The following is a 14,316-nucleotide window of genomic DNA, read 5'->3' on the forward strand; positions in this document are numbered from 1 at the left end:
TAAAAAATATACTTTATTATAAAAGGTATCTTTTAAAATACTCTTTTATTATATACATTTGTTAACATTGGAATATCTAACATCTTCTTCATCACATCATATACTTTTCTTGCTCCTTATTTATGTATATTTTAATAACATAAAAAACCTCCTAATACTTGATTAAAAGCTTGTACACTTGTACATAGCATATTCTCAAATATTAAAAGGTTTTATACTAACAATTAAATTTATAAAATAACAATATTTAAATTAATTATTTATTTACTTTTTCCATACATTTTAGCTAATTGTTCTTGTATCTCTTTGCTTTCTAGATACTCATCAAAGTCCATTTTTCTATCCATTATTCCATTTGGAGTTATCTCTATAATTCTATTTGCTATAGTAGATATAAACTCATGGTCATGAGAAGTAAATAAAAGTACTCCAGGGAACTTCTCAAGTCCTTTATTAACAGAAGTTATACTTTCTAGGTCTAAGTGGTTAGTAGGGTCATCTAGCACAAGTACATTTGCATTTGAAAGCATTAGCTTACTAAGCATACATCTAACTTTTTCTCCTCCAGATATAACTTGAGCTTCTTTTAAAGCTTCTTCCCCAGAGAATAACATTCTACCTAAAAATCCTCTTATAAAGCTTTCACTTTTTTCTTCAGAGAATTGTCTAAGCCAGTCAACCAAAGAATATTCTACTCCATCAAAAAACTTATTATGATTCTTTGGAAGATAATCTTGAGAAGTAGTTACTCCCCACTTATACTCTCCACTATCTGGTTCAAGTTCTCCCATAACTATATTTAAAAGAGCAGTCGTAGCTATTTCATCACCCATAAATACTACTTTGTCATCTCTATCCAATCTAAATGATACATCATCAAGAACTTTAACTCCATCTATAGTTTTAGTTAAATTGTGTACTTCTAAAACTTCATTACCAATTTCTCTAGCAGGTGTAAATCCTACATATGGATATCTTCTTCTTGATGGTTGTATATCTTCAACTTCTAATTTATCCAATTGCTTCTTTCTTGATGTAGCTTGCTTAGCCTTTGAAGCATTAGAGCTAAATCTAGCTATAAATTCTTTTAATTGAGCTATCTTTTCTTCAGTCTTTTTATTTTGATCCTTAGCAAGTTGTAAAGCTAATTGACTTGATTCATACCAGAAGTCATAATTTCCAACATACATTTGTATCTTTCCAAAATCTACATCAACTATATTAGTACATATTTGATTTAAGAAATGTCTATCATGTGATACTATTATAACTATAGACTCTTCTAAATCCATAATAAAATTATTTAACCAGTTTATTGATTTAAAATCTAAGTGGTTGGTAGGCTCATCCATTAATAGTATTTCAGGCTTACCAAAAAGTGATTGTGCTAACAATACCTTAACCTTTTCCCCACCAACTAATTCTTTCATTTGTTTGTAATGCATATCTTTAGTTATACCAAGACCCATAAGTATTTTCTCAGCATTAGTTTCTGCATCCCATCCATCAAGTTCCGCAAACTCTCCTTCAAGTTCGGCAGCTTTGATTCCATCTTCTTCATTAAAATCTTCCTTCATATATAAGGCATCTTTTTCTTTAGTTATGTTCCAAAGTCTCTCATGCCCTCTTATAACAACATTTAAAACAGTTTCTTCTTCATATTCGAAATGGTCCTGTTTTAAAACTGACATTCTTTCTTTATCAGTTATAGATATATTACCTGTATTTGGCTCTATCTCTCCTGATAATATTTTTAAAAAAGTAGATTTTCCCGCACCATTAGCTCCTATTATTCCGTAACAATTCCCTTTAGTGAATTTTAAGTTAACATCTTTAAATAATTCCTTATCACCAAATCTAAGTCCAACACCTGTAACTTGTAACATTAATATATTTTCCTTTCTTTTTGCTCATAATTTATTTTATCATAAAATATTGATAACACATTTATTATCTATTATCACTTAAACAGTATATTTTTTATACTACATTAGTGAAATATTTATTTAAGGTATCCTAAAAGTTGCAAATTCATAAAAATTAACAATCTATTATATTATACTTATAAAGAAATCAAATTGCAACTTTATTCCTTCTTTTATATACTGTAATTACTTTATTATAACTTATAAACTAAAAATACTTTTTCTAAAGTATATTAGTTTATTTTGTTTCATATTTAAAAAGAGTACTTAATTTGTAAATACTCTTTTCTAATATCTTTATATTTTAGCAAAATTACATGCAGGATAAGTACATACATCACAATTCATACAAAGACCTCCATGACCATATCTAGCTATATCATATTTATCAAGCTTTTCATCAATCAAGACTCTAGATAGAACTATGTCAAATACTGTAGTTTTATGATACATTGCACACCCTGGTATACCCATAATTGGGATTTCCCCATAGTAAGCAAGTAAAAACATTGCTCCTGGTAATATTGGCGAACCATATGTTACTAAATCAGCTCCAGTTTCTTTTATTGCCGTTGGTGTAACATCATCTGGGTCTACACTCATTCCACCAGTACAGCAGATAAGTTCTGCTCCCTGACTTATAAATTCTTTTATTGCATTTTTTATAATTTCTTTATCATCTGGACATATAGTTTGTCCTATAACCTCACAGCCAAATCCCTTTACTTTTTCTTCTATTACTGGTCCAAATTTATCAACAATTCGGCTATAGAATACTTCATTTCCAGTAGTAACAATCCCTACTTTCTTAGGCTTAAATGGCACTACATTTACTATTTTTCTATTTCCAACCACTTTTCTTGCCTCTTCTAATTTTTTCTCATCTATAACTAGAGGTATAACTCTTGTTCCAGCTACTTTTAGACCTTTATTTACTATAAAATTATTATGAAGAGTAGCCATCATTATTTCGCCAACACAATTCAAATCAAAAAGTGCATCAACATCTATTTTTAAAAGCCCATCACAGGCTGCTATAAAATCTATCTTTCCTTCTTTTATTTCACTAAAATTTAAATTTTCTCCAGCAGTTAATTCTTTTAAAAACAATGCACCTTCATTTTCATGAATCATACCTTCTGAGTTTTCCCATACATACAAATTATCTTTACCAAGAGATAATAAAACTTGAATATCTTCTTCCTTTACTACATGGCCTTTCTTAAATTTTCTTCCTTTAAATTCTCCAGGTATTATTTGAGTTATGTCATGACATAAAACTTGTCCAACAGCATCTATAGTTTTTATTAACTTCATAATTTACCCCCAATTCTTTCATAGTCCGTTTTTGTATCAACATCTAATAATATTTCTTCAGGAACTTCCACATACTTTATTTTTGATGAATTTTTTAAAACAGTTTTACCTTTTTCATCTTCTTTAAGTGCCAATAATTCTTCTTTTTTACTATGTGGGAATATAACTGGATTTCCACACACATCTTTATATCTTGGAATTACTATAAAATCTCTATCTAATATAAAAGTATTTATAATCTTCTCTATATATAAGCTATCAATAAATGGTTGATCTCCTACAAAAAACATGTAACCATCACATGTTGAACTATTTAAAATGCCTAATTTTATAGATTCGCTCTGACCTATATTAGCATTTTCATTGTACACATATTCAAAACCATATTTATTGCACAACAATAAAATTTCTTTATATTGACTTACAACTACAACTTGATGAAAATTAATTTTACTAACTTCTTTAAATACATGTTCTATTATAGAACATCCTTTATAATCTAATAAAAGTTTATTTGTTCCCATTCTTCTAGCAAAGCCTGATGCCATTATCACTGCATTTATCATATATATCATCCTTGGTATTTATAATATATTGATAGTTCTATGATTTCATAATATCGCTATTGATATTATCTATATATATAATATCATATAAACTATTTTAATACTTCAATATCTTGTACAAAACTTTTGTTTTATACTTCCATAAAATATCTCCATTTTACTTTCATCTTCTTTAATACCTTTTATTAATTTTATAGCTAAGTTTTTATATTTTTCATTTTCAACTTTATTGATGAATAATACTTTTTCTCCACAATAGTTTTTAAATAAACCATTTGGATTTAATACTATATTTTTTAAATTTTCGAGATTTACTGTAGGATTACTATCATTATTATATGTATCTAAATTTGCTATTTTCTTAAACATATCTAATCTGTGTATGTTTTCTTCATTAATATCCATTCCAAATGAGGTTATATCTAATATACCTACAGTCTTTGTAGTTTTGTGATATACTACTGGCTCTCCATTATTCCAACCCTTAAGTTTCTTTTTCTTTGAACCATCTCCCTCTATTAAGACTAAATCAAATTTGTCTATGATTTTATCTAAAATAGATGAATCAATACCTACTATTTTATTTTCACTATTTATATAGCTTCCACAGACTGTTACTCCATGACAAATAGATGGAATAACAGTTCCATCTATTGTCATAATTATATTTTCATAATTATCTGGTACATATATTTTAGTTGTTGTTGTAAGAAGAACTTTTAATTCATATCTATAAAAATCTGCAAAATAGTTTATAAATGAAGTTTTACCTCCTGCTCCAACTACAGTTATTATTTCATTCTTTCCTATTATATTTGATAATTCCACACTTTCACCTCTTAATAACTAATTTTTTAATCTCTTAATTTTTATAATTAAACTTTTTAGTAAAAGTGATTTTTGAAATTCTATAAACCCGAGAGTAAATAGATTCTGTTGTAAACAACAAGGCGGATCCAATTCGCCGCTAAGCTGTAAGCTTACGCTATCAGTTTATCTTTTAAATATAATTAAGATATTCTTATTCTTTGTGGTTGTTTTAATATTTGAGGATTACCCTTCAAATTGGATAAGTCAACTGTTTGTGATTTTTTTAATATGTTAAGGCTCGCATTTACATCTGCATTTATAATCATACCAACACTAGATTTATACTGACCTCGAGTTATTCTTTCTCCTTTAAAGTCATATTTTTGTACACTATCCAAATTGATATCAGGTAGAAAATCATCCGCAAAAAAGTCAGATTTGCTAGTATAACTTTCTTCTTGTCTAACAAAATTAATATTTTTTATTTTGCATAGATATTCTAGCTTCCCTTTTATCTCGCCAAAAGGAATTCTTATAAAATTTCTATATATTTTCCTCTCCACATTATCACTTTTTTCTAATTTAGCATTATATCCTACAATCAAGTTACCAATATTATTTTTTACACAGTAATCAATTATATAAAAACAGGTTTTATTTACATAGTCTTTAACTTGATTATTTCTTTTATTCCAAACTTTAAATTGCTTTCTTGTAATTCCCATTATATTCTTTTTTAATTTTAAAACTTCTATTTTATCATTCTGTTTATTTGCCCATTGATTCACAGATTTAAGCCTTTTTCCATCTATAATAAAACTATCACCTAGATTAGTAACACATGTACATAAGTTTTCTAAACCTAAATCTATAGCTAGTGCATTTTTTTGATTTGAAACTTCCTCTGATTTCGGTATCTCATAACAATACTGAATTTCAAAGAACCTAGCCTTATGTTTAGGTATTATTCTTATTTCCTTAATCTTTTTTTCTAATATATTTTGAGGAACTTTTATACTTACTTTCCCATATAATTTTTTAAATGCTGGAGACATAGGTACATTTAGAATCCCATCTTCTTTAATTCTTATTTGACCTATTATTATGCTAAAAAATCCTTCCTTGTCCAGGTATTTAGGTGATTTTATTCCTCTAAAATCATACTTACCTTCTTTAGCTAATTTAATCAATCCAAAAAATGACCTAAACGAACTATCAACTTCTTTTAATATCTGTTGTGCTATATTACTATTGAGAAGCTTATAATTTTCATTTTCTTTACATACATGATAATTAGCTTCGTAATTAAGATGTTCTCCTTGATTAAAATAGTGCTGTCTTACATTATATGTACCAACATTATATAAGTTTTTGGCTAAGGAGCACATCTCTCGTAGAGCTTGATATTCTTTTTTAGTTAAGTTTTTTAATTGTTGTCTTTGAGTTCCATAGTGTATGTTTTTTATTCTACTTGGCATAAACTCACCTCCTTTAGAATATACTCTACTAGACATTATATATGGTATTTTTACAAAACACCATATATAATGTCTATTTAATTACTTTATTTTACAAAATAATCTAAATTTACATATTTTTATATATTATATTGACTATTATAATCCTTTGTTATTATTTTTCATTCCCATATAAACTTTTTCAAATGTCATAGGAAGTTCTCTCATACGAACTCCAGTAGCATTAAATATTGCATTTGCTATTGCAGGAGCTGGTGTGTGTATTACTATCTCTCCTAATGATTTAGCACCATAAGGACCTCCTGGGTCGAAATTATCAGCAAAATCTACCAATATATTTCCTACTTCTTTTTTTGTAGGTACTTTGTATTGTAAAAAACTATCTGTTAATAATCTTCCATCTTTATCAAATTTAGGGTCTTCATACATTGCAAATCCTATTCCCATCATTACTCCACCTTCTACTTGTATTCTAGCTAAAGTTGGATTTATAACAGTTCCACAATCAGGTACACATGCAAAATTTATTACCTTATATTCACCCGTATTTTTATCTAATTCTATTTCTGCAAATCCTGCTATAAATGGTTTTATCCTTTTTAACATACCAAAAGACTCTGTCGCTTCTAAAACTACTGGAACATCATCACTAGCAAATCCTATGCCTCCTACTGATTCCATACCTAATTCTTCCAATAATACAAATTTACTGTTATCGCTTTTAACAAAAATTCTATCTTTTCTTAACTCTAAATCTTCTTTTTTAAATCCCAACTTTGACTCTGCCACTGAAAGTAATATTTCTTTTAATTTATTTGCTGTCTTTATCGTTGCATTTCCTGTAACTGTTGTAGTGCAAGAAGCAAATGCTCCTGTATCATATGGACATAAATCTGAATCCCCTGTATAAACAGAGATTCTGTCTACAGTAGTGTTCAAAGTTTCGGCAGCAATTTGTGCTTGAATTGTATCAGCTCCTTGACCTAAATCAGCAAGACCAGATAGCAGCTTGTATGTTCCATCTTCATCCATTCGTATAGTCACTGTTGCCATATCAACACGTGGTATACCTGAACCATGATTTGCAACTGCCATACCTACTGCTCTTACCTTGTTATTTCCTATATCTTTACATGGATATTTATCATCCCAATTTATTAATTTCTTACCTTTTTCTATACATTGTTTCAACTCACAACTTAATATTTCTTCTTCAGCTGCTTTTCCAGTAGTGTATCTATCTATTATATTTTTAACTCTAAATTCAAGTGGGTCCATTCCAATCTTATTGGCTAATTCGTCAATAGCACTATCTATTGCAAATATTCCTTGTGTAGCACCATACCCTCTAAGGGCTCCTGCTGGTAACCTATTAGTATAAACTGTTCTAGCATCAAATCTAACAGCATCAATATCATTGTATATTGGCAATGTATTATGTCCAGATTCTGAAGAAACAGAAACACCATTTCCTCCATAAGCACCTGTATTGTTTAATGACTTTAATTCTATTGCCTTTAAATTTCCTTCTTTATCTGCACCCACTCTAACATCAAAAAGCATTTCATGTCTACTATTAGAACCTACAAAAGTTTCACTTCTTGTAAAAATGAATTTTGCTGGTCTACCAGTCTTCATAGTAACAAATGCAGTGAATATGTCTGTAGCTGCTATATTCTTTCCTCCAAAACCTCCACCTATTCTAGGTTTTATCACCCTTATTTTTGAAGATGGTATACCCAACACCTTTCTAAGTATTCTCTTTACATTATGTGGTGATTGTAATGATGAAACTACAACAATCCTATCATTTATATCTTTATATGAGTAAGACCTATGAGTCTCCATCATACAATGTGATTGACTTTGAGTTTTATATGAAGATTCAACTACAAAGTCACTTTCTTCAAGTTTTGCTTCAACATCTCCAAATTCAAAAAACTCTTTAGATACTATATTGTTTTTTGCATCTAATCCAAAAGGATATGGCTCTACTATATCTTCTTCTGGATGTATAATAACATCATTTCCTTCTGCTTCCCTTGCATTAAATACAGGTTTTAAAATTTCATAATCTACCTTTATCATCTTCAAAGCTTTAAGTGCTGTTTTTTCATCTTCTGCTGCAACTAAAGCAACTTCATCACCAACAAATCTAACTGTATCTTCAAGCAAAACTCTATCATAAGGAGATGCTTCTGGCTCTGTTTGACCTGGAACACAATATCTAACCTGTGGTACATCTTTATAAGTATAAATACCAACAACACCTTGAATTTTTTCAGCTTTTGATGTATCTATATTCTTTATTTTTGCATGTGCATGTGGACTTCTAAGTAATTTTAATGTCAAAACATCTTTATGCATGATAAGGTCTTCAGTATATAGAGGCTTTCCTGTAACAATTGCTGTACTATCTATCTTTCTTATCCCCTTAGTAATCATTTATAGGCTTCCTCCCTCAATAGCATTATACATCCTTTTAACTAGTGCACTTGCCATATCTATTCTATAATCTTTACTAGCTCTCATATTACTTCCATAAGTTAATTCCTCACTTGCAGTAATAGATGCCTTATCTATATCATTTGTTTCACTTAATATAGTACTTGCTTCAAACGCTATTTTTGCCCTTTGAGGTCTTGCTCCAATTGCTATTTTGTAAGTATTATTTTCTTTTAACATGGATGAATTTAATACAGAAAAATCTCCTGTACATTTTCTTATTGAATCAAAAACAGCTATTGCATCTCTTTTGGGAAGTATTACCTCAACTATTATGTCTCTACTTAACTTCTTATCTAAAAACTCATTTAATTCTAATAATCCTTCTTTGTATAATCTTACCTTCGCTCCAACAACCAAAAGTGCTGGGATTAAATCAGAAAAACCATACTTTGAAAATACACTAGCACCAATTCTAGCACCTTGTCTAAATTGAACTCCTACTATATTTGAAACAGCACTTGAAACTATTCCACTACAGTAATTTTTAATAGTTTTATCGATTTCTAAACTTCTAAGAGATGTATCTGCACCTATAAAGATATTTTTCTCATCTTCTTTTATATAATTTAGATTTATAGCCTTTAAATCTATGGCTGTTCCTATATTCTTATTGCTTAATTTTATAAATCCGCATCCACCTAGAATAACATTATTCTTTTTAGAAGTTAAAATTTTATATGCTTCTTCTAAGCTTTCTGGAACTGTATATTCTTTTATAGTAACCATCTTGTCCCCCTGTCATTATACTTATTAAAAATTGAACCTTTTAAATATACCTTTTAATTTATATCAATAAATGCGATATGTTTATTCACATATATTAATTGTTTACATTATAAATTTTCCTTTTTATCTTCAACTTTGTTATTCCTACTTTTAGGAAATTTTACCATATACAAAGCCTGAACTATTATGGCTACCATTGCCCCTGAAACTACACTTGAATCTGCAAATAATGTTTCTATAAACTTTGGAAACTTTTCAAGAACTTGAGGAGCCACCATGAATCCTATGCCAGAAGCCATAGAAAGACCTAATATCATGCTATTTTCTTGATTAAATCCATCCATACTAACAAGTCTTAAACCAGATGTTGTAAGAGTTGAAAATATAACAAGTGTTGCTCCACCAACCACACAAGGAGGGATGGTTCTTATTAAATTAGCTAGCAAAGGTGATATTCCTGCCAAAAATAGTCCAATTCCTCCAATAGCCAATACAAATTTACTTACAATCTTCGTATTGGAAACGATTGCAGAATTTTGACCAAACATCCCCATTGGAGTTGCAGAAAATAATGCGCCTATCGTAGACAATACTCCATTTCCTAAAACGGCAGAAGAAAGTTCTTCATCTGTCACTTGTCTATTAAGTCCTCCTACTGCAGAAAGTGTACATGCACCCATAATATCTGCTATCTCAACCAAATATATTATTGAAAACATCACTACAACTTCAATTCTTATATCTAGACCGAAAATAAGTGGTTTTGGAAGCGCAATTAAAGTAAACTCTTGAATTGAAGAAAAATTTACAATACCCAAAATTAGTGATAGAATGTATCCAAAAATTATACTAACTAATATTGATGCATCTTTAAACAATCCTCTTCCATACTTGTTTAATCCTAATATCATAAGAGATACAGATATTCCAACTATAAAATTAATTGGCTGTCCAAAAGTTTCATTTCCCATACCTCCAGCTAAGTTTTTTATAGCTATTGGAAAAAGTCCAAGACCCATACATGCAACTATTGTTCCAGATACAACTGGAGTAAATATAAATCGTATTTTTTTAAGACCAAAACTAATTATAATTATTACTATTCCAGCTATTATTTGAGAACCAAATAAGACTGGCAATCCATACTTTCCTGCAACAGAGACTCCAGCTCCTATAAACATAGCTGTAGCTCCCATTATAACAGGTATCCCTCCTCCTAATTTAAATCCTTTAAATAGAGGTATTGGATATAATTGTAATAAAGTTGATATCCCTGCAAAAACTAGTGCTGCTTGAATCAAGAGTGTTGACATTTTATGATTAAGCCCAGCTGCATTTGCAACCAATATAGCTGGTAAACAACTTCCTATTACCATCGCCATTAAGTGTTGTAACCCTAAAGGTATCGCTTCCTTTAGTGGTGGTCTTCCGTCTAATTCAAATTTTGATGTACTTTTTGCTTTCATAATAAAAACTCCCGTTACATAAAACTTATTGAATTATATAAATACTTAAAAATCTAATATATTAAATTAAATGATGTTTATAAATTTTGATTACACTTCCTTATACATTTAAGTCTTTACTCTTAAAGAATATGTACAATAAATTTAATTATTAACAAATAAACTTACTCTATCATTTTGTATATGTTATTATACAGTAGCTTACAAACATAAGAATATTATAGCTATGAATTTTTAATTTTTTACAATAAATTTAATCCAAGTTAAATCTTTCAATCTTAATCATTATAAGTTATAAGTTTTCATAAGTATTTATATTTTGTAAGTTTTAAACATTTACCTATAAACGCTACTTTATAGATGCCACTTTAAATCCAGTGACCTCATACTTTCATATGAGCGTAGACTATTTCTTCATCTTCAGCATTACCTGTTAAGAGCAACCCGTTTCCACTATCAATAGCTTATAGTGTACTCTCTCTCGAGATAGTCGTTTGACCTTCCTATTTCTAGGCTTGGCGACCAAATGTCCATTATTAAGTACTTAGGCTCTCACCATATACCATCCTCACTATTGTTTCTGGTTTTCACCACATTCATAAAAGTTTCTTTCTATCTTTTATTGTAGTTGCAAGGCTTTAGGATTTACTGGTTTTAAAGTTGTGTCCTACATAGATTTCTCCATGTACGGGGCCAAAAGTACAACTCAATTTAATATACTTTGCTTTACCCCCTGTAAATAATATTATTTACTCTTTCACTGTTTTTGTTATTAAATTAATTAAATAATAATTAATTTAAGCATAAAATAATTTTTTAATTTAAACTCAAAATATTTATGAATATTTTATAATATAATTCTCATAAGACAGAAAAACTTAATAAGCTATGTATCTCAGTTGTATCAATGTACTCTCCTTTACGATATTTGTATCTGCAACATAAAACATACAAGTTTCTATCTATTTATAGATATATGATTAATATCTATAATTAAAATAGTAATATTATTTGTACAATAAAAACTTTATTACATTACTATTTACAATTTTTATAGAGCAATTTTGATGCCAATATTTACATACATTTATTTAATATAAGACTTTTTTACTTTTATTGATAATTTTTTACTTATTTCAAGCGTTCTATCACATTTTCCGTATTTAAATCTTAAGTTTTATTTTTATAATCTCATTATATCTACATAAAAAAAGACCTTAAAATAATCTTTTAATGGTCTTTTCTCAAATTTTTATTTTCATTTCTAAAATTTATAATAAATAATAGTAACATTACATATGTTTTTTATATAAGATTTTTTATTTTATGGATGATAAATTAGTGAATGAATATGTTATCTTACTGATTTTAGTTTGACGATATCACTCCAATTTTTACTAGTAGCTAACTCTACTAAATTTAAATCTCTTCTTATTTCAGCAACATCTTCTTTTATAGCATTTGTATTACCTTTTATATATGCTATATTATGTTCCATACTATCATGAGTAGCTTTATTTATTTCAGAATTATGTAATAAACTTCCTAAAATATTGCTCTGCTCTTCTTGTATCTCTTTTATTGATTTTTCTTCACTTTCTAGAACATCAATCTTTACTTCAATTCCATATAATTTTTCATTTGCTATAGCTATTTCGTCCTTAACTCCACTCATATCTTCTTTTACCACACTTATCTCTTGTTTTAATCCAGTTATTTCTTTTTTCATTGAATTTACTTCTTGTTTTACTTCGGACATATCTTCTTTTAATACACTTATTTCTTGCTTTACTTCAGACATATCTTCTTTTAATATATTTATCTCTTGCTTTACTTCAGACATATCTTCTTTTACCACACTTATTTCTTGCTTTACTTCAGACATATCTTCTTTTAGCACAGCTATCTCTTGTTTCATTTCAAACATGTTATCCTTTAACGCAGTTATCTCTTGCTTTACTTCGGACATATCTTCTTTTAGCACAGTTATTTCTTGTTTTACTTCAAACATATCGTTCTTTAACACAGTTATTTCTTGTTTTACTTCGGACATATCGTTCTTTAACACAGTTATTTCTTGTTTTACTTCAGACATATCTTCTTTTATACTAACTACATCTTTATTTATAATATGTAATAATTCTAAAATCTTATCTTGCACTTACATCACCATCCCTATTAATTATTATAACATTTTATACAAATGCTATACAATGTTATAATATATATAAAAGAGTTATTAATAATTAATCAAAATATAAAATAATTACAAATAAATCTATCTTTCATTGTTGAAATGATGGAAATATATTTAACTTCATACAAAAAAGAGTGCCTCATGAACTAAAAAGTTCATTTCGAGACACCCCATTTTATTTCTATCTAAAGTTTTATTTTTAATCAGTCTTTATAAAATGACCTATGCATTCAATTCTGAACATGAAATTTTTCTTCCAAGTGCTTTTGGTTTACAAACTGATATACAAAGACCACAATATCTACACTCTTCTTCATTTAATTCCATCTTATCATTTAATTTTCTTGCTTGATATGCACAGACTCTCTCACACATCTTGCACTTAGTACATTTTTCTTCATCATAAGTAAATTCAAAGCTAAGTCTTTCATTTACATCACCCATATGCTTATGTACTATACCACAAGCATTTTCTATAGTATTATATCCTAGTCTATTAAGGTTAGATTTTAAATCGTCATGTATTTTAGCTATTACTTGTGCACCTTTCAAAATTACTACTGAACAGATACCAACAAAATCAGCACCTGCCATAATCATTTCTAAGGCATCATCTCCACTCACACATCCACCTAATCCAATTATTGGTATATTAACTTCTTTTTTTATTTCATATATTCTTTGTAAAGTTATTGGCTTAATAGTTTCTCCACTTAGATATCCTATTCCATTCCCACCTAATAAAGGTTGCCCAGTTTCTATGTCTATTCTAAATGCTGGTCCTACAGAATCACAAGCAGTTATTGCATCTGCCCCTGCTTCTTCTAATTTTTTAGCAAAAGCTCCTATTTCATCTATCATAGGAGGAAGTTTAACTATTACTGGTATATTTACTTTTTCTTTAGCATCTTTAAGCATTGGTATCAAATCTCTATAGTCATAAGATACTAATTCAATAAAGTCAGCTCCTGCATTTGCAACTTTCTCTACTAGTTCACTACTTTCTTCAATTGTATGACCTATTGAAGCTATACAGACAGTCCCATCTTTTTTCATTTGTGGTATTTCAAAATCTATCCATTGCTCTGGCTCAAAATCTGTCCATTTCTCATTATTTAAAAGAGCATTAGCTGTATTTCTAACCATATGTGGTGCTGGGTTTATAGCTCTTTCTTTTCTTATAGTCTTAGTAACAACTGCCCCTGCTCCTGCATCACTTAATATTTTACATCCAGCTGCACTATATGTTAATGGTCCTGAACCTATTATAAGTGGTGATTTTAATTCTTTACCTAAAAAATTGTACATTATCTGCTTCCCCTT

General features: G+C 28.7%; 10 protein-coding genes. All 10 read right to left on the reverse strand.

Annotated features, from left to right (window positions below; genetic code table 11):
- Window positions 1-260: 260 nt before the first annotated feature.
- Entirely contained in the window at window positions 261-1,886 is a 1,626-nt protein-coding gene (locus ACTG47_RS10845) for an ATP-binding cassette domain-containing protein (RefSeq protein WP_169470288.1), read from the reverse strand.
- 336 nt (window positions 1,887-2,222) lie between these two features.
- Window positions 2,223-3,242 (reverse strand): molybdopterin-binding protein, encoded by a 1,020-nt coding sequence (locus tag ACTG47_RS10850; protein WP_479924548.1) that lies wholly within the window; start codon window positions 3,240-3,242, stop codon window positions 2,223-2,225.
- Complete coding sequence (gene mocA / locus ACTG47_RS10855; protein ID WP_479924549.1) at window positions 3,239-3,808, reverse strand: molybdenum cofactor cytidylyltransferase; 570 nt, start codon at window positions 3,806-3,808, stop codon at window positions 3,239-3,241. The genes ACTG47_RS10850 and mocA overlap by 4 nt, the downstream gene beginning before the upstream one ends.
- A 105-nt stretch (window positions 3,809-3,913) precedes the next feature.
- Window positions 3,914-4,636, reverse strand: coding sequence for a selenium cofactor biosynthesis protein YqeC (gene yqeC, locus ACTG47_RS10860; RefSeq protein ID WP_479924550.1), 723 nt, complete (start codon window positions 4,634-4,636; stop codon window positions 3,914-3,916).
- A gap of 182 nt (window positions 4,637-4,818) precedes the next feature.
- Window positions 4,819-6,096, reverse strand: coding sequence for an RNA-guided endonuclease InsQ/TnpB family protein (locus ACTG47_RS10865; RefSeq protein WP_479924551.1), 1,278 nt, complete (start codon window positions 6,094-6,096; stop codon window positions 4,819-4,821).
- 138 nt (window positions 6,097-6,234) lie between these two features.
- Window positions 6,235-8,541, reverse strand: a complete 2,307-nt coding sequence (locus ACTG47_RS10870; RefSeq protein ID WP_479924552.1) for a xanthine dehydrogenase family protein molybdopterin-binding subunit — start codon at window positions 8,539-8,541, stop codon at window positions 6,235-6,237.
- Window positions 8,542-9,330, reverse strand: coding sequence for an FAD binding domain-containing protein (locus ACTG47_RS10875; protein ID WP_479924553.1), 789 nt, complete (start codon window positions 9,328-9,330; stop codon window positions 8,542-8,544).
- Between the two features lie 107 nt (window positions 9,331-9,437).
- Complete coding sequence (locus ACTG47_RS10880) at window positions 9,438-10,796, reverse strand: uracil-xanthine permease family protein (protein WP_479924554.1); 1,359 nt, start codon at window positions 10,794-10,796, stop codon at window positions 9,438-9,440.
- A gap of 1,354 nt (window positions 10,797-12,150) precedes the next feature.
- Window positions 12,151-12,957, reverse strand: a complete 807-nt coding sequence (locus ACTG47_RS10885; RefSeq protein ID WP_479924555.1) for a coiled-coil domain-containing protein — start codon at window positions 12,955-12,957, stop codon at window positions 12,151-12,153.
- Between the two features lie 258 nt (window positions 12,958-13,215).
- Entirely contained in the window at window positions 13,216-14,301 is a 1,086-nt protein-coding gene (locus ACTG47_RS10890; protein WP_479924556.1) for a dihydroorotate dehydrogenase, read from the reverse strand.
- Between the last annotated feature and the right edge of the window lie 15 nt (window positions 14,302-14,316).

It is taken from the genome of Clostridioides sp. LIBA-6622 (genome assembly GCF_056716095.1).